The sequence below is a fragment of the Tsukamurella sp. PLM1 genome (genome assembly GCF_023168325.1).
Lineage (GTDB): Bacteria > Actinomycetota > Actinomycetes > Mycobacteriales > Mycobacteriaceae > Tsukamurella.
In genome coordinates this window covers 2,094,769-2,117,207 of record NZ_AP025688.1, presented here as the reverse complement: position 1 = coordinate 2,117,207, position 22,439 = coordinate 2,094,769, and the positions used below count along the sequence as shown (strand labels likewise).

20 protein-coding genes and 4 pseudogenes are annotated in these 22,439 nt (G+C 70.5%); 7 read left to right on the top strand and 17 right to left on the bottom strand.

The features are described from left to right. Positions 1–14 precede the first annotated feature (14 nt). Positions 15–455 carry an NfeD family protein gene (locus tag MTP03_RS10965; protein ID WP_248491925.1) on the bottom strand — a complete coding sequence of 147 codons (441 nt, stop codon included), beginning with the start codon at positions 453–455 and terminating at the stop codon, positions 15–17. Positions 456–536: 81 nt separating this feature from the next. On the opposite strand from MTP03_RS10965, the gene MTP03_RS10960 reads away from it, so the two are divergent. After that, positions 537–1,403: an alpha/beta fold hydrolase gene (locus tag MTP03_RS10960; RefSeq protein ID WP_248491924.1), complete on the top strand. Its 867-nt coding sequence runs from the start codon at positions 537–539 to the stop codon at positions 1,401–1,403. A gap of 1 nt (position 1,404) precedes the next feature. On the opposite strand, the gene MTP03_RS10955 is transcribed toward MTP03_RS10960, so the two are convergent. The 6 genes and pseudogenes from MTP03_RS10955 to MTP03_RS10930 all read right to left on the bottom strand — a co-directional run bounded on the left by MTP03_RS10955 (position 1,405) and on the right by MTP03_RS10930 (position 6,899). Further along, complete coding sequence (locus MTP03_RS10955) at positions 1,405–2,169, bottom strand: DUF4873 domain-containing protein (RefSeq protein WP_248491923.1); 765 nt, start codon at positions 2,167–2,169, stop codon at positions 1,405–1,407. Continuing rightward, positions 2,166–3,095 carry a diiron oxygenase gene (locus MTP03_RS10950; protein WP_248491922.1) on the bottom strand — a complete coding sequence of 310 codons (930 nt, stop codon included), beginning with the start codon at positions 3,093–3,095 and terminating at the stop codon, positions 2,166–2,168. The genes MTP03_RS10955 and MTP03_RS10950 overlap by 4 nt, the downstream gene beginning before the upstream one ends. 68 nt (positions 3,096–3,163) lie before the next feature. Beyond that, positions 3,164–3,787, bottom strand: coding sequence for a TetR/AcrR family transcriptional regulator (locus MTP03_RS10945; protein WP_248491921.1), 624 nt, complete (start codon positions 3,785–3,787; stop codon positions 3,164–3,166). A gap of 36 nt (positions 3,788–3,823) precedes the next feature. Next, positions 3,824–4,644 (bottom strand): annotated as a pseudogene (locus tag MTP03_RS10940) (DUF3097 domain-containing protein). 11 nt (positions 4,645–4,655) lie between these two features. Next, positions 4,656–5,795, bottom strand: coding sequence for a hypothetical protein (locus MTP03_RS10935; RefSeq protein ID WP_248491920.1), 1,140 nt, complete (start codon positions 5,793–5,795; stop codon positions 4,656–4,658). Beyond that, a pseudogene (locus tag MTP03_RS10930) lies at positions 5,792–6,899 on the bottom strand (phosphotransferase family protein). The gene MTP03_RS10935 and the pseudogene MTP03_RS10930 overlap by 4 nt, the downstream one beginning before the upstream one ends. A 363-nt stretch (positions 6,900–7,262) precedes the next feature. On the opposite strand from MTP03_RS10930, the gene MTP03_RS10925 reads away from it, so the two are divergent. Together MTP03_RS10925 and MTP03_RS10920 are read left to right on the top strand one after the other, a co-directional pair. Beyond that, the gene (locus MTP03_RS10925; RefSeq protein WP_248491919.1) at positions 7,263–7,517 is read left to right on the top strand and encodes a hypothetical protein; all 255 of its coding nucleotides are present in this window, start codon (positions 7,263–7,265) and stop codon (positions 7,515–7,517) included. Further along, positions 7,505–7,759 carry a hypothetical protein gene (locus tag MTP03_RS10920; RefSeq protein ID WP_248491918.1) on the top strand — a complete coding sequence of 85 codons (255 nt, stop codon included), beginning with the start codon at positions 7,505–7,507 and terminating at the stop codon, positions 7,757–7,759. The genes MTP03_RS10925 and MTP03_RS10920 overlap by 13 nt, the downstream gene beginning before the upstream one ends. A gap of 80 nt (positions 7,760–7,839) precedes the next feature. On the opposite strand, the gene MTP03_RS10915 is transcribed toward MTP03_RS10920, so the two are convergent. The 8 genes and pseudogenes from MTP03_RS10915 to MTP03_RS10880 form a co-directional block, all read right to left on the bottom strand. Continuing rightward, positions 7,840–8,853: a ferrochelatase gene (locus tag MTP03_RS10915; RefSeq protein ID WP_248491917.1), complete on the bottom strand. Its 1,014-nt coding sequence runs from the start codon at positions 8,851–8,853 to the stop codon at positions 7,840–7,842. Beyond that, positions 8,850–9,692 carry an NADH-dependent enoyl-ACP reductase InhA gene (gene inhA / locus MTP03_RS10910; protein WP_248491916.1) on the bottom strand — a complete coding sequence of 281 codons (843 nt, stop codon included), beginning with the start codon at positions 9,690–9,692 and terminating at the stop codon, positions 8,850–8,852. The genes MTP03_RS10915 and inhA overlap by 4 nt, the downstream gene beginning before the upstream one ends. A gap of 75 nt (positions 9,693–9,767) precedes the next feature. After that, positions 9,768–10,493, bottom strand: a complete 726-nt coding sequence (fabG1, locus tag MTP03_RS10905) for a 3-oxoacyl-ACP reductase FabG1 (protein WP_248491915.1) — start codon at positions 10,491–10,493, stop codon at positions 9,768–9,770. A gap of 13 nt (positions 10,494–10,506) precedes the next feature. Beyond that, positions 10,507–11,488, bottom strand: a pseudogene (locus MTP03_RS10900) (VWA domain-containing protein). Beyond that, on the bottom strand, positions 11,476–12,420 hold the full coding sequence (locus tag MTP03_RS10895) for a DUF58 domain-containing protein (RefSeq protein ID WP_248491914.1): 945 nt from the start codon (positions 12,418–12,420) through the stop codon (positions 11,476–11,478). The pseudogene MTP03_RS10900 and the gene MTP03_RS10895 overlap by 13 nt, the downstream one beginning before the upstream one ends. Positions 12,421–12,422: 2 nt before the next feature. Continuing rightward, positions 12,423–13,511 carry a MoxR family ATPase gene (locus MTP03_RS10890; protein ID WP_248491913.1) on the bottom strand — a complete coding sequence of 363 codons (1,089 nt, stop codon included), beginning with the start codon at positions 13,509–13,511 and terminating at the stop codon, positions 12,423–12,425. A 72-nt stretch (positions 13,512–13,583) separates the two neighbouring features. After that, entirely contained in the window at positions 13,584–15,071 is a 1,488-nt protein-coding gene (locus MTP03_RS10885; protein ID WP_248491912.1) for a C40 family peptidase, read from the bottom strand. Between the two features lie 242 nt (positions 15,072–15,313). Then, a complete protein-coding gene (locus MTP03_RS10880) occupies positions 15,314–15,943 on the bottom strand; it encodes a DUF6676 family protein (protein WP_248491911.1) in 630 nt (209 codons plus the stop codon). A 168-nt stretch (positions 15,944–16,111) separates the two neighbouring features. Here MTP03_RS10880 and acnA point away from each other — a divergent pair. Continuing rightward, positions 16,112–18,937: pseudogene (gene acnA / locus MTP03_RS10875) on the top strand (aconitate hydratase AcnA). A gap of 105 nt (positions 18,938–19,042) precedes the next feature. Then, entirely contained in the window at positions 19,043–19,609 is a 567-nt protein-coding gene (locus MTP03_RS10870; protein WP_248491910.1) for a TetR/AcrR family transcriptional regulator, read from the top strand. A gap of 5 nt (positions 19,610–19,614) precedes the next feature. Here MTP03_RS10870 and MTP03_RS10865 read toward each other — a convergent pair whose 3' ends face one another. Both MTP03_RS10865 and MTP03_RS10860 read right to left on the bottom strand, forming a co-directional pair. Beyond that, positions 19,615–20,196, bottom strand: a complete 582-nt coding sequence (locus tag MTP03_RS10865; RefSeq protein ID WP_248491909.1) for a VOC family protein — start codon at positions 20,194–20,196, stop codon at positions 19,615–19,617. 3 nt (positions 20,197–20,199) lie between these two features. Beyond that, positions 20,200–20,949, bottom strand: coding sequence for a YdcF family protein (locus MTP03_RS10860; RefSeq protein ID WP_248491908.1), 750 nt, complete (start codon positions 20,947–20,949; stop codon positions 20,200–20,202). 205 nt (positions 20,950–21,154) lie between these two features. Here MTP03_RS10860 and MTP03_RS10855 point away from each other — a divergent pair, with 205 nt between their 5' ends. Then, complete coding sequence (locus MTP03_RS10855; RefSeq protein ID WP_248491907.1) at positions 21,155–21,511, top strand: SWIM zinc finger family protein; 357 nt, start codon at positions 21,155–21,157, stop codon at positions 21,509–21,511. Further along, positions 21,508–22,365 carry a hypothetical protein gene (locus tag MTP03_RS10850; RefSeq protein WP_248491906.1) on the top strand — a complete coding sequence of 286 codons (858 nt, stop codon included), beginning with the start codon at positions 21,508–21,510 and terminating at the stop codon, positions 22,363–22,365. The genes MTP03_RS10855 and MTP03_RS10850 overlap by 4 nt, the downstream gene beginning before the upstream one ends. Positions 22,366–22,439 lie beyond the last annotated feature (74 nt).

Genomic DNA, 22,439 nt, shown 5'->3' with positions numbered 1-22,439 from the left:
TCGCTGTACGTTTCTCAGTTCGTCACGTCGTCCACGACCACGGCCACGGCACCGTCGATCTCGACGACCGTGACCTGGGTACCCACCGGGATGGGGGCACCGTCGTACGGGGTGCGGGCCGTCCACTCCTCGCCCCCGAGCCGGATCCGTCCGCCGCCGGCGGTGATCTCGCCGGTGACCACGGCCGTGCTGCCGGGGAGCGTTTCCAGGTACGACGGTGCCTCGCCCCGCCTGCTCTCCACGTACCGTCGCAGCGGCGGCCGCGCGAGCAGCAGCAGGAGCACCGAGGACACCGAGAACACGACGCCCTGCCCCCAGAGCGGGAGACCGAAAAGTCCGGTGGCCCCGGCGGTCACGAGCGCGCCGCCGCCCAGCATCAGCAGCGTGAACTCGCCGGCCGCGACCTCCGCCACGGTCAGCACGATCGCCCCGATCACCCACAGCGCCGCTGCCATACCCCGATCCTGCCAGAATCGGACACGCCCGGCGAGGACCCGCCGTGTAAGGTCGGCCTAAGTCACGACGAACGGGGTTCGATGCACACGCAGGGCGAGAGCAGGTACGTCGAGACGCCGGACGGAAGGCGACTGCACACCGCGGTGCTGGACGGTCCGCCGGACGCTCCGACGGTCGTCTTCGAGGCCGGCGCGGCGGCGAGCCGGCTGTCGTGGGCCGCGGTCCAGCCGGCGGTCGCAGGATTCGCGACCGCGGTCGCGTACGACCGGTCGGGACTTGGCCGCAGCGCCCCGGATCCGGTGTCCCGCACACTCGATCACATGGCCGACGACCTGAACGACCTCCTCGACGGCCTGGGCGCCGACCGCTACATCCTGGTGGGCCACAGCGCGGGCGGCCCGATCGTCCGCCTGGCCGCGTCGCGGCGCCCACAGCGGATCGCGGGCCTCGTACTGGTGGACGCCACGGACGAGGCCGCCGACGTGCTGTTCGGCCGCGGCTTCCGCGCCTTGGAGATCGGGATGATCACGGCGGGAAGGGTTCTCGCGCGACTCGGGTTGCTCGAGCGGGTGTTCGCGGCGCAGTTCGCGAACGCCCCCGCCGACGTCCGGGACGACGCGCACCGCGAGGCGTTCACGCCGGGCGTGATCGAAACCCAAGCCCGCCAGGCGAAGACCTTCCTCGCGGAGCTCAAGACCTGGCGCGAGGCCGCGCCCGAACTCGGCGACATCCCCGTCACCGTGATCTCCGGGGCGCTGCCCGGCGGCGGCATGAGCGAATCAATGCGCGCGGCCGCCACCGCGTCACACCGCACTCGAGCCACCGCGTCCCCCCACGGTCGCCACGTGATCGCCGAGAACTCCGGCCACGACGTCCCGCTGACCGACCCGGAGATGATCGTCGCGGAGATCCGGCGCCTGGTGTCCGGGCCAACTCAGACGGACTGACTCAGAGCGGGAACGGCGGTGCGCCGACGCCGACGAGTCGATAGGTGCCCCAGACGGTCTTGTCGGTGACGAGCGCGGGCGAGCCCGCTCCCCCGCCGACCGAGACCGTCACGCTGCCGCGCGGCATCTTCTTCAGCGCCGCCCCCACGTCCAGATCGTCGACGGTGCCGTACCAGTGGTAGTTGCCATCGAGCGGCTCCAGGTGCCCGGACAGCCGGACCCGGGACCGCGCCTCGAACTCGCCGGAGCGCAGCACGGCGTCGCCGGCGTACACACCCTCGTCGCGGACGTGATCGTTGGACAGATCGATCGCGTCACGGTCCGGCCGGCGGGGCGGCTTACGTCCCTTCGCGATCCACCGGGCCGTCACGGGCGGCCTCGACATCAGGCGCGTCGCGGCCTCGGTGTACATCCACTCCAGCCACGCGGCCAGGGTCTTCTGCTGCAGCGGGGAACCGTCGAGAACCACCAGGTTCGGCACACCGTCGACCAGCATGCCGAGGTAGCCGTCCTGAGCCTCCACCGGCCCGACGGTGACCGGCGGCTCGACCCTCGGGTCGAGCACCGGCAGGTCCACCAGCGCAGTGGTACCCGGCAGGACGATCAGGTCGTAATCCGTCTCGCCCTCGGGTCCGGCAACGGTCCATGCGTCCCGGTCGGGACGGAACCGCAGGCCCTGCACGTCCGACGGTGCCAACACCCGCCCATCGACCCCGGGGACGGCGGCGCCGATGACGGCGATGCGGAGCGCGTCCGAGCCCGTCACGCCAGGAACCCTGCCTTCTTCCAGGACCACCGGGCGAACGACCCCATGAGCCCGACCGACTCGAGGAACCGGCCCAGGTCGCGGAAGCCGTCCTGCTTCGCCTTGAGGTGGTGCGGGTTGGTGATCGCGGCGCGGTACGCGGCCCTGGCGTCCAGGCCGACGCGGGCGTACATGCGCGGGTTCGCGAACAGCATGCGGAAGCCGAAGGCCGCGCCGGCATGCAGGTTCCCCACGAGGAAGGTCTGGGTGCGACTCCGGGACGCCTGCCCGCGGCGCGCGCCGTCCCGGGCGTACCCGATGTGCCGGGCCTCCTCGGTGACGTGGATCTGCATGAGCCGCGCGACGATGGGCTGCAGCTCCGGATCATCCTTGATCTGCCGCTGCTGCGCGTCGAAGATCTCCTCGCCCACCAGCGCGGCGATCCACACGGCCTGGCCGCGGATCACGGGCGCCAGAACGAATTTCACCACCGCGAGCTGCCAGCCCCGCAGGCGGAAGGGGCGGGCGCCGATGCGGTCGATCACCTTGCCGAACATCACCATGTGGCGACACTCGTCGCCCATCTCGGTGAGCGAGTAGAAGGAATCGCGGGAGGTGGGATCCTTGGCCAGCAGCTCGCGCAGCAGCAGGCGGTTGAGCAGGTTCTCGAACCAGATGCCCATCGACAGCAGGTTCACCATCTCCTGCTTGGACAGCTCGATCTGCTGCTCTCGCGTCAGCCCGTTCCAGATGTCGGTGCCGTACAGGGTGCACATGTGCGGCGGCAGGAAGAACTTGTCCGGGTCGATCGGAGCGTCCCAGTCGATGTCGACGACGGGCGCGTACGAGCGCTTCACAGAACCGCCGAGAAGGCGGTCGGCCACACTGTCGCGAGAGCGATCGATGGCAGAGCCCCGAGTGCGTTCGGGCAGAGTCGTATCGGTCATGTGGCGAACGTAACACCATTGCCGGACAGTTCGCAATGAACTGTCTATCTCCCCAGTTGAAGTGCGTGTCAGGGAGCGATGGTCGCGCGCACCGGAAGAACGAAGGCCTCGGCGTACCGTCGGCCCGCCTCGAGGTGAGCCGAGCTCGGGCCCCGGTGGTCGGGCCCGTCGACGACGCCCTCGACGGCCGGCAGCGGCGTCAGCAACAGCGAGTGCAACTGGCGCACGAAATAGTCGGCGAAGGCGTGGACGTCGGCGCCGTCGCGGTACTCGCCGCGCCGGATCTCCCCGAGGAAGAAGCGCCGGCCCTGCTGGATCTGTGGCGAATCGCCCGTGATGTACGGCAGGAGCAACGCGGGATTCGACGCGAGCACGTGTTGCAGCGCTCGGTGTTCGCGCAGGTAGGCGTAGGCGTAGCCGAATCCGGAGGCGAGTCGCTCGTCGTTGTCGGTGATCTCGTCGGCGAAGTCGTGAACCCGGCGGTAGAACTTGTCCAGTTCGCTGGCGACGAGTGCTTCGACCAGCGCGTCCTTGCCGGTGAAGTGCTGGTAGAGCGTGGCCCGCGCGAGGCGGGCCCGCTTGGCGAGCGCGCCCATCGAGATGCGGGTCAGGCCGGCCTCGTCGACCCAGTCGAGCGCCGCGCGCAGGATCTGCTGCCGGGTGTCGGGTTTCGTCGTCGGGGTCGATGCCACCTGCGGATTCTACAACTGCGACCGCGAGGTCCGGGGTCAGGAATCGGGTTCGGTGACGAAGTCCACGAGCCGCTCGACGGCGCCGATGAGCGAGGCGTCGAGGTCCCGGAACGAGGTCACGGCGCCCTGCACGCGGCGCCAGCCGTCCTGCGGGGTACCCCAGCCGAGGCGCGCGCAGGTGCCGGTCTTCCAGTCTTCGCCGCGCGGCACGTCGGGCCAGGCGGCGATGCCCACGGACGCGGGCTTCACGGCGGCCCAGATGTCGATGAACGGGTGGCCGGTGACCATGACGTACTTGCCGAGCGACTGCGTCATCCGCGACTCCTTCGAGCCGTCCACCAGGTGGTCGGCGAGCACGCCGACCTTGCGTCCCGGACCCGGCTGGAACTCCGCGAGGCGCGCCCCAGGTGGTCGAGTCCCTCCAACTGCTCGACGACGACGCCCTCGACCCGCAGGTCGTGGCCCCACACTCGCTCGACGATGGCCGCGTCGTGGATGCCCTCCACCCAGATCCGGCTCGGCAGCGCGACACGCGCCTTCACGCCCTCCACGCGCGTCGAGCCCGACGCGCTGCGGGCCGGGCCCGACGGGGCCTTCGCCCGGGGCTTGATCAGGGTGACGGGCTTCCCGTCGATGAGGAACGCTGCCTTGCGCATCGCGAACACGCGCACCCGACCGCGGCCGTCCTCGAGCTTGACGAAGTCGCCGTCGTAGCTCTTGTCGAAGCCGACCACCGCGCCGCAGTAGCCGGTCGCCGCGTCCTCGACCACCAGATCGCGCTCGGCCGCGACCTCGGGGACGACACGTGCCCGCTTGGTCGCGTGCCCGGCGTAGATGTCTCCATAGCTGTTCGCCACGGCGGCTGAGTCTACGGTGCGGGATCGACGTAGTGCGCGAAGCCGTACCGCTCGTGCGGGCCGATGGCGCCGAACTCGAACAGGCCCTCGCCCTCGGTGACCGCGCCGTCGGGGCTGGTCACGGTGCACGTCGCGAGATACTCGACGGGTACGAGCATGGTGAGGTTCACGTCCAGTTCCGACACGCGGTAGCGGCGGCCCTCGACCTTCTCCGCACCCTGCCACATGCCGTGCCGCCAGTCCTGGTCGAGTCCGTAGCCCGTGCCGAAACCGAAGTGGTTGGCGGTGAGGATCCGCACGTCGACGCGGGTGGCGGCACCGTCGGACCCGGCGAAGGTGAGGCTCGCACCGGACGCCTGACGGGTCCCCGGCACGAAGTCGATGTCGTGCGCGACGTGCCCCAGCCAACGCGGCTCGCCACCGTCGTGCGGGATCCAGGTGGCGTCCTCGACGACGGGACGACCGCGGACGTCCTCCTGCAGGACCACGCAGATCGTGGCCTCGGGCAGCCGCAGCACCGAGTAGATCCAGAAGAAGTTGCCGGCCTCCGTCACGCGTCGGCCGGGCGGTTCGGCCTCGCCGACGGGACGCACGCCCCACGACCGGTCGCGGTTGCCGCGCCACGTGTCCGCGTCGAACGTCTCACCGTCGACGGTGACCGTGCCCGAGAAGTCCCCGACCTGCACGAACCGCTGCGTGTCGAACGTGACCCGCTCGAGCTGACGGTGGAAGTGACGGGGCTCGAGATGCGCGGGACCGGCGCCGGTGAACGTGAGGTCGAAGGCGAGGTCGTACTCCGGTCCCGGCTCGAGGACCACTCGCAGGCGTCGCAGCCCCTCCAGGACCTCGATCCGCAGCGGTCCCACATGCAGATCCGCGCGGTCCGCGCCGAGCGCCTTCGACGCCCGGAACACGATCTGATCGTCCCCGTGCCGCGCGACGGCGAAGCAGTCGACGACGCCCAGGTTGGGATACACACCGAGGCCGAGCACCAGGAACGGCTCGGCGGCGGTGCCGTGGTGCGCGTTGAAGTAGTAGCGGTCGTAGAAGTTGCGGTCCGAGGTCGCGGGGTGGCGGATCACCTCCGCGACCTGATGGATCGGGTAGTCGTCGAACGGCGACAGCGGCGAGCCGCCGGAACACGGCGTCATGCGACGTCGTCCCAATAAGTGCCGTCGAGCATCTTCTCGATGCTCGCGCGGTGCAGGATCATGTCGTCGGCGTTCTCGGGCGCCACGGACGCGCCGAAATCGACGGCGCGGGTAGCGATCCGGTACATGATGACGCCGTGCACGATCGCCGCGTACGCGGTGTAGAAGTCCATCTCGCGCGGGACGTGCCCCGTCCGTTCTGTGTACCGTCGCTCGACGTCCTGGCGGCGCAGAAAGCCCGGGAGCCCGGGCAGCCCCGCGAGCTCGGCCAGGTCCTGGAAGAACCGATGCAAGTAGACGAACCAACCGAGGTCCAGCTCAGCGGGCCCCACGGTCGCCATCTCCCAGTCGAGCACGGCCACGGGAGTGTTCCCGGCGTACATGAGGTTCCCGATGCGGGCGTCGCCCCAGCTCAGCACCTGGTCGGCGTGCGGGGGCAGGTGAGCTTCGGCCCAGTCGAGCGCCCGGTCCAGCACGGGAGCCCGACGGTGCCGCGCGCGGCCCAGTCGTAGAACTCGCGGAGGCGCCGCAGGTGCGCGGCCAGCGCCGTCTCCCCCGCTTCGGGCCGCGGCACCGGCAGGTCGTCCGGCACGGGCACGGCGTGGATCACGGTCAGCACGTCGACGGACGCGTCGGTCACCGCCCGCAGGTCGGCGTCGGTGGACTCGGGGCGCCGGCGCCGAACGTGTAGGGCATCAGGTCGGGCGGGACGTCGCCGTCCACGCGGTCCATCACCAGGAACGGCGCGCCGAGCACGCCGGCATCCGGCTCCACCCAGGGACAGGACGGCGCGGGCACGCCGTGCGCGGCCGCGTGGCGCATGACGGCGAACTGCGCGGGGAGGTCGTAGGCCGGGAACACCGGATCCGACTCCGGCCGCGGCGCCACCCGGATCACGAGCCGGCGCGGCTCGTCGTCGATCCGCGCCTCGGCGAGCAGCGTCTCGCTGGACATCCCGTTGCCCTCGGGATGCTGCAGGTCCGTCAGCTCGGCGCCCGGGGCGCGGGCGGCGAGCCAGTCCTGCAGCCGGTCGCGCACCTGCTCCGGTGCCAGCTGCGACGAGGCCGGGCGGGCCTGCTCGGCGAAGGTGTCCGATTCGGTCATGCTGGTCAGGGTAGATCCGCAGCACCATTGCTAGAACATGTTTCAGAAATGTGGTGGATACCGTACGACGACTACGCTGGATCACCATGAGCTCCCCGTCGCCACCCTTGCTCGTCGTGCCACCGCGGGGCCCGCCCAAGGCTTCGCGATGTGGTCGGCGGCGTGGCTCGCGGGCTCGGCCGGTACTGACGAGCTGCTGGTCGCGCTCGGCGAGTGGGCGCCGGTGCAGTCCGTCGTCGACGGCGACCTCCCCGACCTGCTGGCCGAGATCCGGACGCTGGAGCCGCACACCGTCCGGCTGCTGCTGCCGGCGCCCGGCGACGCGCGGGGTTGCCGGCCGGCACGGATCTCGAGGACGCCGCGATGGCGCGCGGCGAGGCCGTGGTGTTCGACGGGGAGCACTCCTCAATCGCGCTCGTCCCCACGCCCGAGGCCGGCGACGTGATGCGCTGGCAGGCGTTCCTGCACGAACCGGCGCTCGTCGACCCCGATCCGCTGCCGCTGGGCGCCGCCGAACAGGAGCTGCGCGGCGCGGTGAAGGCGGCACCGTCGGCGCTGGCGGGCCTGCCCCGGCGCCGGACGCGAGCGAAGACCCGCGCCGGCTGGTGGTGGAGCTGACCCGCTACCTCGGCGCGCACCGGCTTCCGCTGGGCGCGTCGGAGCGGGCGCACCGCGTGCTCGACAGCGCCGGCATGGTGGAGGCCATCCTGCTGGTCGCGGGCTCACAGGCTCCGTACGCCGGGCTCACCCTCGCCTCTGCGCAAGGCGGCGACGCCGCCTACCGCGACCTGTGGCGCACCGTCCGCGCCGCCCGAGTAGCCGCCGTCAACGCCGTCTGCCGCGACGAGCTCAGGGCCTGACTCGGCTCACGAATTCGGGTTCTGCGGCGCCGGACGTACTACACGTCTGGTCTGGCGCCGCGGAACCCGACATCGTGAAGTCAGGCGCGAACGGGCCGCCGCACTGCGGGGCAGCATCCCTCGACGCACGCGGCACCGTCGACGCTGACGCCGAGACCACTCGACCTACCCGCGTCCGCATCGTCGACGAGGTCAGCCACCATCGCGGCGAACCGCGGGTCGAGGCCGGGCGTGGCGGCGCGGGCGAAGGGCATGCCCAACTCGTCTGCCAGGTCCTTCGCCTCGGTGTCCAGGTCCCAGATCACCTCGAGGTGGTCGGAGACGAAGCCGATGGGCACGACCGCGACGCCGGGCACCCGCTCATCCCATAGCGCCCGGATGTGATCGCAGACGTCCGGCTCCAGCCACGGCACCTGCGGCGGGCCGGAACGCGACTGCCAGACCACGTCGTGGTCGAGGCCGAGGCGCGCGGCGACGTTCGCGGCCGCGTCGCGGACCTGGCGCGAATACAGGTTCGACGTCCCGGGCGGCCCGGCGTTGACATCCGCCGCCTCCGGGATCGAGTGTGCCGTGAACACCAATCGGGACCCGGCCGGCACCGAGGCCAACGCGGCGGCAGCCGCGTCGGCGAAGCAGTCCAGGAACAGCTCGTGGTCGTGGAACTGCGGCAGCTTGGTCAGCCGCGGCGCCCCGGCGCCCACCGCGGCGAGCGCGCGGGCGATGTCCTCGTCGTACTGGCGGCAGCCGGAGAAGCCGCCCCACGCCGACGTGGCGAAGACCAGCGCGTCGCGCACGCCGTCGTCCTTCATCCGCGCGACGGTGTCCTCGGCCATCGGGTGCCAGTTCCGGTTCCCGAAGTACACCGGCAGCTCCCGGCCCCGCCGGGAGAGCTCGGCCTCGATGTGCGCGATCAGCGTCCGGTTCTGCGCGTTGATCGGCGAGACGCCGCCGAACCGCAGGTAGTGCTGTTCGACGGCGTCCAGCCGCTCCGGTGGTACCCCGCGCCCGCGCACGACGTTCTCCAGGAACGGCCGCACGTGATCGGGATGCTCGGGCCCTCCGAAGGAGAGCACGAGCAGCGCATCGTGGGTCACGACTGCGCGTTGATCATTTCCTCGGGGAACCAGGTGTTGTGGCTGGCGCCGCCGTCGACGTAGACGATGGAGCCGGTGGTGCCGGGCAGCCAATCCGAGAGCAGCGCGCAGATGCTCTTGCCCACGACCTCGGGGTCGTCCACGTTCCAGCCGATGGGCGAAGCGCCGTCCCAGTAGGTGTTGAGCATGTTGAGCTTCTTCGCGTCGTCGGTCGCGGTGCCCGAGATCGCCTTGGCGGCCAGGGTCTTGATGGGGCCGGCGGCCACCAGGTTCGAGCGGATCTTCTTGGCGTACCCCACCTCACGGGCGACGTACCGGTTGACCGACTCGAGGGCCGCCTTCTGCACGCCCATCCAGTTGTAGTCGGGCAGTGCGGTGCGGGGATCGAAATCCATGCCCACGATGGAGCCGCCCTCGTTCATGACGGGCAGCACGGCTCGGGCCAGCGAGGCGTAGCTCCACGCGGAGATCTCGAAGGACTTGGCCACATCGGGGCCGGGCCCCTCGAGGAAGGGCAGCGCGTCCGGGCCCATGAGGGTGCGGGGCGCGAAGGCGATGGAGTGCAGCACGCCGTCGACGCCCTCGGGCGCGAGCTCGCGCACCTTGTCCGCGAGGCCGCCGAGGTACTCCTCGTCGGTGATGTCGAGCGGGATCGCGGGCGGCACCTCCTGCGGCAGGCGCTTGGCGATGCGGTCGATCAGGCGCAGCCGCTCCGGGATGCCGGTGATGATCACCTTGGCGCCCTGCTCCTGGGCCACCTTGGCGGCCGAGAAGGCGATGGACGCATCGGTGATGATGCCGGTGATGAGGATGGTCTTGCCTTCGAGCAGTCCGGTCACGGACGTGCCTCCTTCAGATGTTCGGGTTGCGCTTGGCTGGTTCGACGGTGCTGTTCGCTCGCGGGATGCGCGGGCCTAGTGGCCCATGCCGAGGCCGCCGTCGACGTTGATGACGTTGCCGGTGACGTACGACGAGTCGTCGGAGGCGAGGAACGAGACCACGGCGGCCACGTCCTCGGGCTGGCCCATCCGCTTGGCCGGGATCGCCTGCTTGACGGCGGTCTCGACGTACTCCTTGGGGAGCTCCGCCGTCATATCGGTGTCGATGAGGCCGGGCGCGATCACGTTCGCGGTGATGTTGCGGGCGCCGACCTCGCGGGTGACGGAGCGGGCGAGGCCGATGACGCCGGCCTTCGACGAGGCGTAGTTGGCCTGGCCGGGCGTGCCCATGAGGCCGACGACGGAGCCGAGGTAGATGAAGCGGCCCCAGCGGTTCTTGAGCATGTCGCGGGTGGCGGCCTTGGTCACGCGGAACGCGCCGGTGAGGTTGGCGTTGATGACCTTCTCGAAGCTCTCGACGCTCATGCGCATGAGCAGGGTGTCCTCGGTGACGCCGGCGTTGGCGACGACCACCTCGACCGGGCCCTGGTGCTCGGCGACAGTCTTGAACGCGGCCTCGACCGAGTCGTTGTCGGTGACGTCGCACTGCACGCCGAACAGGCCCTCGGGGGCGCCCGAACCGCGGTGCGTCACGGCCACCTTGTGGCCGTCGGCGGCGAGGCGCTGCGCGATCGCCAGCCCGATGCCACGGTTGCCGCCCGTGACGAGAACGGAACGGGGTACGAATTCTGCGTTCGACATGGCAGCCAACTTATCAGGGCAGGCGCCGGTTGAACGCGATCGCTCCCGCCGCGCCCAGCACGAGCAGCGCTGTGCCCCACAGCACCCACACCCGCGAGTTGTCGCCCTTCTGCATCTCCCAGCCGATCTCGTCGCGCAGGGTGCCGTAGGCCTCATTGAGGTCGCTCAGCGACGAGGCGGAGAAGAACTGGCCGTCCGAGAGTTCGGCGATCCGCTTCAGCGAGGCGTCGTCCACCGGGACCGGGATGTTCTGTCCCTGGATGTTGACGCTGCCGTTCGGCGTGCCGAAGGAGATCGTCGAGATCGGGATCCCCTCCTCCTTGGCCTTGCGCGCGGCGGTGAAGCCGCCCCGGGGATCGTCGAGGTCGGTCGGCACCGTCTGCTTGCCGTCGGACTCCAGGATGATTCGCGCGGGCGGCGCGTTGTCCTTGCCACCCAGCACGTCCCGGATGTTCTTGATCGACTGGATCGCGGCGTAGATGCCCTCACCGGTGGCCGTCCGCTGGGCCAGGTCGAGGTGCTCGATCGCGTTCGTCGCGAGCGCGCGATCCGGGGTCGGCGAGACGAGCAGTTGCGCGGTGCCGGCGTAGGAGACGATGCCGAGGTTCATGCCCTGCGGCAGCTCGGTGACGAACTTCTTGGCCGCCTCCTTCGCCGCGTCGAGGCGGTTCGGGCTCACGTCCGTCGCCTGCATCGACAACGAGACGTCGACGACGAGCACCACTGTCGCGCGGCTGCGCGGACCTTCCGCATGGCCTGCGGCCCCGAGAGCGCGACCATGAGCAGGATCAGCCCGATGCTGAGCAGCGCGATCGGCACGTGCCGCCACCGGTTGCGGCCGGCGGCGCCACCGAATCCAGCACCGGCATGTTCGCGAACTTCAGGGTGCGCTTGCTGCGGCGCGTCTCGTTGTAGACGTAACCCGCGACGATCGCGAGCACGACGAGAACGCCGAGCAGCCACACCGGGTCGGCGAGCGAGGTCAATCCGCCCATCTAGGAAGCACCAGCCAATCCGCGCCGCCGGCCGCGACGAACCGCACTATGTCGGCGAGCCAGTCGCGGTCGGTGCGCAATTCGAGCACGGGCGCGCCCACGCCGCGCAGGGTGCGGGCCACGTGCTGACGGTGCGCCTGCGCCGCGGCGGCGAACCGTTCCTGCAGATCCGGGGTGACGGTGAGCTCCCGCACGGCCCCGGTCTCGGCGTCGCGGAGCGCGACCTCGCCGACGGCGGGCAGTTCCACGTCCCGCGGGTCCAGGACCTCGACGGCGAGCACTTCGTGCCGCGCGGCGAGGCCGCGCAGTTCACGGACGTAGTCCACGTCGCCGAGGAAGTCGCTGATCACCACGACCAGGCCGCGCGGCTGTTCCGGCCGACGCAACGCATCGAGGGCGACGCGGAGGTCGCCGCGGGTGCCCTCGACGGCACGGGGGGCGGTGGCGACGGCCTTGAGCACCTTCTGCCGCTGGGCCCGGCCGGATTTCGGCTGCACCCGGACCAGCTGCGAACCGTTCGTGACGAGGCAGCCCACGCGGTTCGCGGAGCCGCTCACCAGATGCACCACGGCAGCCGACGCGGCGACGGCCAGGTCGCGTTTCGTGCCGCCGGTGGAGCCGAAGTCCATCGAGGCCGAGAGGTCCACGACGATCCACGTCTGCAGCTCGCGGTCGGCGATCATCTGCCGCACGTGGGGATGCGTGGTGCGGGCGGTCACGGACCAGTCCATGAGTCGGACGTCGTCGCCGGGCGTGTACGGCCGCGACTCCCCCGGTTCGGATCCGGGACCGGGGAGGAGGCCCTGATGGTCGCCCTTGAGGACGCCGTCGAGCCGGCGTCGCACGAGCAGTTCGAGCGTCTTCAGCGACGCCTGCATGCGGGCCTCGTCGACCGCGCCGCCGGCGAAGCTCGGGAGCGGGGCGTGCGGCATCGTCAGCCCTGTGACTGCTGTGCGGGCGCGAACTGCTGCGAGACCGGCGACTGTGCAGCCTGCGGGGCGGGCGATTGCTGGGCCTGCGGGACCGCCTGGCCGACGACCTGCGGCAGCGCAACCGTCTGCAGCACGCGGCCGATGGCCTGGTCGGGGGTCACCTCGTCGGCGAGGGCGTCGTAACTCATGACCAGACGGTGCCGCAGCACGTCCGGGATGATCTCGACCACGTCCTGCGGGACCACGTAGTCGCGGCCGCGGAGCAGGGCCAGCGCACGGGCGGCTGCGACGATGCCGAGGGTCGCGCGGGGCGACGCGCCGTAGGTGATCCAGGACGCCACGTCGTCGAGGCCGAACTCGCGCGGCGTGCGCGTCGCCGCGATCACCCGGACCACGTAGTCGACGAGCGCGTGGTGGACGAACACCTCGCTCGCGGCGCGCTGCAGCCGCTGGACGGTGGCCGGATCGAGCACCTGCGAGGCGGTGGGCGGCACGGTGCCCATCCGGTAGACGATCTCCCGCTCCTCCTCGATGGAGGGATAGCCGACGACGACCTTGAACAGGAAGCGGTCGCGCTGCGCCTCGGGCAGCGGGTAGACGCCCTCGTTCTCGATCGGGTTCTGCGTCGCGAGGACCAGGAAGGGGTCGGGCATCGGATACGTCTGGCCGCCGATGGAGACCTTCCGCTCGGCCATGACCTCCAGTAGCGCCGACTGCACCTTGGCGGGTGCGCGGTTGATCTCGTCGGCGAGCAGGAAGTTCGCGGAGACCGGGCCGATCTCGGTGTCGAACTGCTCCTTGCCCTGCCGGTAGATGCGCGTGCCGACGAGGTCGGAAGGCACCAGGTCCGGCGTGAACTGGATGCGGGAGAACGAGCCGCCGACCACGGTGGCGAACGTCTCGACCGCGAGGGTCTTGGCGACACCCGGGACGCCTTCGAGCAGCACGTGGCCCTTCGCGAGCATGCCCACGAGGATCCGTTCGACCAGTTGGTCCTGGCCGACGATCACGCGCTTGACCTCGTAGACCGCCCGCTCGAGCAGCTTCACCTCGTCTTTCGAGGCGATCTGTGGTCCCTGCGAGTGCGTCACGTGAAGTCCCCTTCGTCGTCGTTTCCCCGGCCTGCCGGCCCGCTCTCACCGAGAGTACTGAATCCCCGCGGGTCAGCTGTTGATGACGCGGACGGCCTGCGACAGGAACGTCGACGAGTCGAACGGGGCGATCCGGACCGCGCCACCCGACTGCGGCGCCTCGAGGATCTGGTTGTTGCCCAGGTACATGGCCACGTGCTGGGTGCCGCCGGGACCGCGGAAGACCATGTCACCGCGCTTGAGCTGGCTGATCGGCACCTTGTTCCCGGTGGTGAACTGGTAGCCCGAGTACTTCGGCAGCGCGATGCCGACGGCCGCGTACATGTACGCCATCAGGCCCGAGCAGTCGAAGCCGACGCGGTTGAAGTCGCCGTAGCTGTCGGCGACGCCGCCGTCGCGGACGCCCTTCGTCGCACCCCAGGCGTTGCCGCCGCCCCAGGCGTACTGCACGCCGATGACCGACATGCCGCGCTGGATGACGGTCTCGATCATCTGCGCTCCGGACATGCCGGAGGTGCTCGTCGCGGCCTGCCCGGCGGGCGCCGCGGGCTGCGGGGCCGGGTTGGCCTGGCCGGTCACCGCGGCGAACGGGTTGGTGAACAGCGAGGAGGCCTGGCCGACGATGCCCTGCGCGAAGGTCCGTGCCGCGGCCAACGGGTCCGCCTGGTCGACGGTGCCGCCCGTCGCGGGCGCGGCCGGAGCTGCGGCCTGCGCGGTCGGGGCGGCGGCGGCCCCGGCGGCGGGCGCGGCGGGTGCCGCGATCTGCTGGGTCTGCTGCTCGTCCACCACGTACTGGGCGTAGATCCGCTGCTGCGCGGCGCGGTCCTCCGCCTTCTTGGCGTCGTCGAGGGCCTTCTGCGCGAGCTCGCGTTGCGCCACCAGCCTGGTCTGCTCCTGCTCCTGGGTGGTGAGGGCCGCGACGGTCGTCGTGATCGAATCCTCGGCGAGCTTCTTGCGGTCGGCGGCGGCCGCAGCGGCCGCGTCCGCCTGCACCTTGGCCGCGCGGGCGGCGGTCTGCGATGCCTCGGCGCGCTTCTTCGCCGCCTGCAGGTCGCCGAGGGCGACCCGCTGCTTGTCGGCGACGATGCGCAGCGCGGTGGCGCGATCGATCGCGTCGCCGGGGTCGTTGCCGCCGAGCGTGTTGACCAGCGCTCCGGCGCTGTTCCCCTGCTGGTAGGCGGCGCGGACGACCTGGTCGAACGCGTCCTGCGCCGTCTTGATCTTGGCGTTGGACTGGGTGACTGCGGTGTCGGAGACCTTGACCGCGCCGGCGGCGGCGGTCGCGGCGTTGCGCGCGGACTGCAGGTCCACGACCGCGCGGTTGACGGACTGGCGCTTGGCCGCGACGTCTCCCCGCAGGTCGGCGATCCGCTGATCGGCCTGGGCCAGCCGGTCGACGAGGGCGGCGACGACGTTCGCGGGGTTCGAGGAACCGCCCGCGGGCTCGGCGAGCGCCTGACCGGCGGTCGCTACGGTGCCGGCCAGCAACGAGCCCGTGGCCACCACCGCGAGCAACGACCGCGCAGCGTGATTCGTGGCGGTGGGTGCTGTACGCCTCAAGGTGTCTCCCTCACTCAAGACTGCGTTCACGCCGGATGAGTACGCGACTGCCCCACGCACAACATTGGCTTCAGACGTACCGTACGGCACTCCCACAACAATGGAAAACAGTAATCACAAATTACACCCTTGTGAGTAGCATGAGAACCGACCGCGACCTGCGTGAACACCGAAACGATCGACGCATTCGAAATCGGACACCGAATCGAAATCACACAGCTGGAATTTCGAATGAATGTGCGTTATTCCCTGTTCGAGACGGCGGAGACGCCATTCTCTTCGACGGGCTTCTCGTCGGCGGACTCCGCCGATCCGCGCAGGCCCGCAGCCCGACGGGCCGCGTCCACCTCGCGGCTGCGCCGGCGGGTCACGACGCGCGCCACACCGGCGAGTGCCGCGACCAGGAGGACGAGGAAGACGGTGAACGCCGCGAACGGGAAGGTCGCCCCGTGTGCGACGTCGACGAAGTCCTGAGTCGCCTTGGGCGGGTCGTTCAGGGCTAACCGGCCCGTGTGGCCGTCCTGACCCTTCTCGACCTGGAAGCGGGTCAGCTGGGTCGAGTACCCGGCCACCTGGCTGGGCGACATCACGAGCACCGTCATCGTCTCCTCGCCCTGCGCCGCGAGATCCCTGCCCAGTTGCGTGCCGAGGTCGCGTAGCGACGTGTCGGGGTTGTAGTCGTGCGCCAGCACGACCACCTTGAAGTTCTCGATGCCCTTGTCGCGCGCGTCGCGCACGACCTGCGCCAGTTGGGGCGCGGTTCCGGCGTGCGCGGGGTTCAGCACGGCGACGCCGTCGTCCGCGAGGTCCGCCTGCAGCGCGGACATGTCCACGTCGGTCGGCACTTCGGTCAGAATCGGCAGCGGCCCCATGGCCTCACAGTACGACACACCCACGGCGCCGCCAGGAACGAGGCAGAATGAGCAGCGTCCGACGAGTGTCAGCCCGATGACCCCTCACAGGACAAGCGTACTGTATTATGGACTTCAGGCACCGACACAGCCCGTCGGTGCACACCACAAACGTTGAGTGGAGCTGACGTGAGCAAGAGCATCGATTCCTTCTCGTCGCGCGGCACGCTCGAGGTGGGCGATCAGTCGTACGAGATCTTCCGCCTCAGCGCCGTGCCCGGCACCGAGAAGTTGCCCTACGCCTTGAAGGTCCTCGCGGAGAACCTGCTGCGGACCGAGGACGGCGCGAACATCACAACCGATCACATCAACGCCCTGGCGAACTGGGACCCTCGGCACAGCCGAGCGTCGAGATCCAGTTCACTCCGGCGCGTGTGATCATGCAGGACTTCACGGGCGTGCCCTGCGTCGTCGACCTCGCCACCATGCGCGAGGCCGTCACTGCGCTGGGCGGCGATCCGAACAAGGTCAACCCGCTCTCCCCCGCCGAGATGGTGATCGACCACTCGGTGATCCTCGACGTCTTCGGCACGGCCGACGCGTTCACCCGCAACGTCGACCTCGAGTACCAGCGCAACGGTGAGCGCTACCAGTTCCTGCGCTGGGGCCGGGCGCGTTCGACGACTTCAAGGTCGTCCCCCCGGGCACCGGCATCGTCCACCAGGTGAACATCGAGTACCTCGCCCGCGTCGTCATGGTCCGCGACGGCCAGGCCTACCCGGACACCTGCGTCGGTACCGACTCGCACACCACGATGGAGAACGGCCTGGGCGTCCTGGGCTGGGGCGTCGGCGGCATCGAGGCCGAGGCGGCCATGCTGGGTCAGCCCGTCTCCATGCTCATCCCGCGCGTCGTCGGTTTCAAGCTCACCGGCGAGATCAAGCCGGGCGTGACCGCGACCGACGTGGTGCTCACCGTGACCGACATGCTGCGTCAGCACGGCGTCGTCGGCAAGTTCGTCGAGTTCTACGGCAAGGGCGTCGCCGAGGTGCCGCTGGCGAACCGCGCCACCCTGGGCAACATGAGCCCCGAGTTCGGCTCGACCTGCGCGATCTTCCCGATCGACGAGGAGACCATCAACTACCTGCGCCTCACCGGCCGTACCGACGAGCAGCTCGCGCTCGTCGAGGCCTACGCCAAGGAGCAGGGCATGTGGCACGATCCGGCGCACGAGCCCGCCTACTCGGAATACCTGGAGTTGGACCTCGGCACCGTCGTCCCGTCGATCGCCGGCCCGAAGCGCCCGCAGGACCGCATCCTGCTCTCGGAGTCGAAGGTCGCATTCCGCAAGGACATCCACAACTACGTGGAGGAGCAGCACCCCGCCGAGCACACCCAGCTCGACGAGGCGGTCGAGGAGTCGTTCCCCGCGTCCGACCCCGCCGCCCTGTCGTTCGCGGACGACGGTGCCGTGCGCGTCGAGTCCGCAGCGAACGGCGCCGAGGGCCGTCCCAGCAAGCCGGTCACCGTCACCGGCGAGCGCGGCACCTTCGTGCTCGACCACGGCGCGGTCGCGGTCGCGGGCATCACGTCGTGCACCAACACGTCGAACCCGTCGGTCATGATCGGCGCGGGCCTGCTGGCGCGCAACGCCGTCGAGAAGGGCCTCGCCAGCAAGCCGTGGGTCAAGACCAACATGGCGCCGGGCTCGCAGGTCGTCACCGACTACTACGAGAAGGCCGGGCTGTGGCCCTACCTCGAGAAGCTCGGCTTCTACCTGGGCGGTTACGGCTGCACCACCTGCATCGGTAACACCGGTCCCCTCGAGGACCCGATCTCGAAGGCGGTCAACGAGGAGGACCTCACCGTCACGGCCGTCCTCTCGGGCAACCGCAACTTCGAGGGCCGCATCTCCCCCGACGTCAAGATGAACTACCTGGCCTCGCCGCCGCTGGTCATCGCGTACGCGCTCGCGGGCACGATGGACTTCGACTTCGAGACGGACGCGCTGGGCGAGGACAAGGACGGCAACGACGTCTTCCTCAAGGACATCTGGCCGTCGGCGCAGGAGATCGACGACACCATCAAGAACGCGATCAACCAGGACATGTTCCGCAAGTCCTACGCCGACGTGTTCAAGGGCGACGAGAACTGGCAGAACCTCTCCACCCCCGAGGGCGAGACCTTCACCTGGGACGAGAACTCCACCTACGTCCGCAAGGCTCCGTACTTCGACGGCATGGAGCTCGAGCCCTCGCCGGTCAGCGACATCAAGGGCGCCCGCGTCATGGCGCTGCTGGGCGATTCGGTCACCACCGACCACATCAGCCCCGCCGGCCCGATCAAGCCCGGCACCCTGCGGCGCAGTACCTCGACTCCCACGGCGTGGCCCGCAAGGACTACAACTCGCTGGGTTCGCGACGCGGTAACCACGAGGTGATGATCCGCGGCACGTTCGCGAACATCCGCCTGCAGAACCGCGTGCTCGACACCATCGGGCTCGAGGGCACCCAGGGCGGCTACACCCGCGACTTCACCCAGGAGGGCGGCCCGCAGTCGTTCATCTACGACGCCTGCGAGAACTACAAGAAGGCGGGCACCCCGCTGGTCGTCTTCGGCGGCAAGGAGTACGGCTCCGGCTCGTCGCGCGACTGGGCCGCGAAGGGCACCGTGCTGCTGGGCGTCAAGGCCGTCGTCACCGAGTCGTTCGAGCGCATCCACCGCTCGAACCTGATCGGCATGGGCGTCGTCCCGCTGCAGTTCCCGGAGGGCGAGTCGGCCAAGAGCCTCGGCCTCGACGGCACGGAGATCGTGGACATCGAGGGCATCGAGAAGCTCAACGAGGGCGTCACGCCGAAGACGGTCCACGTGACCGCCACCAAGACCGAGGGCGACAAGGCCGGCGAGAAGATCGAGTTCGACGCCGTGGTCCGGATCGACACCCCCGGCGAGGCGGACTACTACCGCAACGGCGGCATCCTGCAGTACGTGCTGCGGAACATGATCAACAACTGATCCAGTTCCTCGAGCACTCGTGACGGCGGGTCCGGCCCCTCGGGCCGGGCCCGCCGTTCGCGCAGGTGGACACCGATTCAGTCCCCCGTAGATCAGGAGAAGACCTTGCCCAAGGTCAGCGACGACCATCTCGCCGCCCGCCGCCGCCAGATCCTCGACGGTGCGCGGACCTGTTTCGCCGAATACGGCTACGACGGTGCCACCGTGCGCCGCCTGGAAGCCTCGACCGGCCTGTCGCGGGGTGCGATCTTCCACCACTTCCGCGACAAGGACGCGCTGTTCCTCGCCCTGGCCCGCGAGGACGCGGAGCGGATGGCCGACATCGCGGCCGAGGAGGGGCTCGTCCAGGTCATGCGCGACATGCTCAGCCATCCGGAGCGGTTCGACTGGTTGGGCACCCGGCTGGAGATCGCCCGGCGCTTGAAGAACGACGCCGATTTCCGCGGCGAATGGACCGAGCGCAGCGCCGAGCTCACCGACGCCACGCTGCGCCGACTGGAGCGGCAGAAGCAGCGCGGCCGGCTGCGCGAGGACCTGCCGACGGACGTGATCCTCAGCTACCTCGACCTCGTCCTCGACGGGCTCGTCACCCACCTCGCGTCCGGCCGCTCGACCGCGGGCATGGAGGCCGTCCTCGATCTCGTCGAGGCGAGCGTCCGCCGACCGGACTGAAGCGCCTACATCCCCGCGGGCGGGGTCGCGTAGAGGAAGACCGCGCCGCCGGGGTCCTGCGCCGAGCCGAGGGTCCCCCACGGGGTCTTCTCAGCGGGCCGGAGGATCTCCCCGCCGGCCTCGACGATCCGCCGCGCCGCGGCGCCGGTGTCCTCGACCGTGATGTACACCTGCCAGAACGACGGCGTACCGTCGCCGAACACGCCGGAGGCGAACAGCGGTGCCGCGTCCATGATCCCGGCCACGCCGTCGCGTTCCGCATCGGAGCCGACGAGCACCTGGCTGTACCGGTCCGGACCGAATGAGCCCTCCTTGCCGCCGCTGCCGATCTCCTCGAGCGTCCACCCGAAGACGCCGCGGTAGAACGCGCAGGACGCGTCGTAACTGCGGCTCATGCAGTCGAACCAGTACGGCGTGCCGGGCGCGCCCCGCTCGACGAATCCGGGGTGCGATCCCGGCTCCCAGATCCCGATCGCGGCGCCCACCGGGTCGATCAGGAACGCGAACCGGCCCGTTTCACCCACCGAGGCGACCGGGACCACCACGGACGCACCCGCATCCGTCGCCGCGCGCAGCGAGGCCGACAACTGCTACAGCTTCGCCACGCCGCGGGCATCGCGGTAGACACCCGCGACCCCGGACGCCGACATCGGGGCGGACTGGATCTTCGCGTCGGAGGCCACCACGGCCTGCAGCGTCACGCCCGCGACCAGGAAGTCGGCGACGGAGCGGCGCGTGTGATCCGCCGACGTCACCAGCACGGCACCGTTCGTGAATCCGTTCTGCCGCATGAGCTCCGCCGTGTTGATGGCGTTGCCCTGCGTGGATCCGGCCTTCTCCTCGGTGTAGATCCGCGTACCGGAAACGCCCTGGGCGAGCAGCCACTCCTTCATCGCGGCGGCCTCGGTCTTGCCCGCCTTGGGTGCGCCGCCCGTCACGACGATCGGGAACGCCGGGTAGGCCTGGGCCACCGCGAGGCCCTTCGTCAGCCGCTCCACGAGAATCGGCCGCATCGCCCCGTTGTTCTCGAGCCCGAAGCCCAGGATCACGATCGCGGTGCCCGCGGCCACGCCACCCGGCACCTGATCGGTCAGCGGGAAGGTCAGCGCCTTGTTCACGTTCGTCATCAGAGCGACCACCTTCTGAGCCTGGTCGATCGGCATCTGGTTGATCGCCGCCTGCGCGCCCGCGGTGTCACCCGCCGCCTGGCGCTCGAACGCCTCGTTCGTCAGGGACGAGGTCGACGGTGCCGCTCCCGCGGTGCCGACGGCGAGGGTCGTCGCGACGGCGACGGCCGCCGTGAGCGAAACGACGGAACGAAAGAAACCAGAGACACGCATGTTGCCCTCCGTGACAAATGAGTCTATCGATGGAAAACTACACCACTGATTCCTGTGTTGCACACGTGACTGCAACTTCCGGGCGTTCCGCCAGGTTCACCGATGATGTGCTTTAGTGGATCCGTGGGGGTCGGACGGTGGACGCGGGAGCAGGTGCTCGGGCTCGCGCCGGACGCCGCCTCGGCCAAGGCCGGCACGAAACTCGGTGCCGGCGCCCTGGTCGAACAGTGGCGCGACCGACCTCGCGATCTGGGGCGCCTGCCAGGGCAGCGGGTCGCGGCCGTATCAGACGATCGTCGAACTGGCCGGCCCCGCGTACAAGTGCTCCTGCCCGTCCCGCAAGTTCCCGTGCAAGCACGCCCTCGGCCTGCTGCTCCTCTGGGCCGACGGTGGGGTCCCCGACGCGGACGCGCCCGCCGACTTCGCGGCCGAGTGGCTCGCCGCCCGCGTGCAGCGCGCGGATCGCTCCGCGCAGCGGACGGAACAGCCCCGCGACCCGGAACGTGCCGCCCGCACCGCGGCGCAGCGCACGGACGCGGTCGCCGGGGCGTCGCGGAGTTGACCCTGTGGCTCACCGACCAGATCCACGCCGGGCTCGCCGGTATCGATGCCGCGGCCTACGAGCGCGTGGATCCCCTGGCCCGGCGGCTCATCGACGCGAAGGCCCCGGGCCTCGCGGGCCGGGTCCGTGCGCTCCCCGCCGCGGTGATCGGCGCCGGGTGGCCCGAACGCCTCGTCCGTGAGCTCGGCCTGCTCTGGCTGCTGGCCCGCGCGCACGATCGCATGGACGCGCTCGACGCCCCGGTCGCGGCCGCGGTGCGCAGGCACGTCGGCTACCCGACGGCCACCGCCGACGTCCTGGCCGGGCCCACGCAGGCGGACGACTGGACCGTGCTGGGCAGCACCGAGTCCGAGGAGGACCGGATCACCACGCGCACCACCTGGCTCCGCGGCGCCGCCTCCACGCGGTGGGCCGCCATCTTCGACTTCAAGGCCCCGGGCGGCCCGCCGCTGCCGATGCGGCCGCCGGTGGGCGCGACGGTCCGCGGAGCCCTCGCCTTCTACCCCGACGGTCGCCGCGCGCTCCCGACCGGCGATCTGACCCCGACGGACCCGGCCGGGGCACCGGCACCGTCGGGCTGCGCGGCCGCGCGGGCCGACCGGGCCGCGCGCTGCGCGATCGACCCCTGGCACGTCCACCACCCCGTCCTCGTGACCGGCCGGCCGGCGCAGGCGCCGACCCCGCACCTCGTCGACGCCGACGGCGCGGCCGTGCCCGTGCGCCTGAGCGACGACGCGTGGTGGCTCCTCCTCGCGGCATCCGGCGGCGCCGAGGTCACCGTCGCGGGGCTGATGGGCGCCGACGCGCTGGAACCGCTCTCGGTGATCGCCGGCGGGGAGGTGATCGCGCTGTGACCGAACCGTCGCCGCTCTGGCCGCGGATCGTCTCCGCGGCGCTGCTCGGGACGGCCACCCGGCCGGTCCCCTCC

What these genes read in the sequence shown, in the direction of transcription:
- MTP03_RS10965 (WP_248491925.1), bottom strand. Translation starts at nt 455, where the DNA reads ATGGCAGCGGCGCTGTGGGTGATCGGGGCGATCGTGCTGACCGTGGCG.
- MTP03_RS10960 (WP_248491924.1), top strand. Translation starts at nt 537, where the DNA reads ATGCACACGCAGGGCGAGAGCAGGTACGTCGAGACGCCGGACGGAAGG.
- MTP03_RS10950 (WP_248491922.1), bottom strand. Translation starts at nt 3,095, where the DNA reads ATGACCGATACGACTCTGCCCGAACGCACTCGGGGCTCTGCCATCGAT.
- MTP03_RS10935 (WP_248491920.1), bottom strand. Translation starts at nt 5,795, where the DNA reads ATGACGCCGTGTTCCGGCGGCTCGCCGCTGTCGCCGTTCGACGACTAC.
- MTP03_RS10925 (WP_248491919.1), top strand. Translation starts at nt 7,263, where the DNA reads ATGGCGCGCGGCGAGGCCGTGGTGTTCGACGGGGAGCACTCCTCAATC.
- fabG1 (WP_248491915.1), bottom strand. Translation starts at nt 10,493, where the DNA reads ATGTCGAACGCAGAATTCGTACCCCGTTCCGTTCTCGTCACGGGCGGC.
- MTP03_RS10895 (WP_248491914.1), bottom strand. Translation starts at nt 12,420, where the DNA reads ATGCCGCACGCCCCGCTCCCGAGCTTCGCCGGCGGCGCGGTCGACGAG.
- MTP03_RS10880 (WP_248491911.1), bottom strand. Translation starts at nt 15,943, where the DNA reads ATGGGGCCGCTGCCGATTCTGACCGAAGTGCCGACCGACGTGGACATG.
- MTP03_RS10860 (WP_248491908.1), bottom strand. Translation starts at nt 20,949, where the DNA reads ATGCGTGTCTCTGGTTTCTTTCGTTCCGTCGTTTCGCTCACGGCGGCC.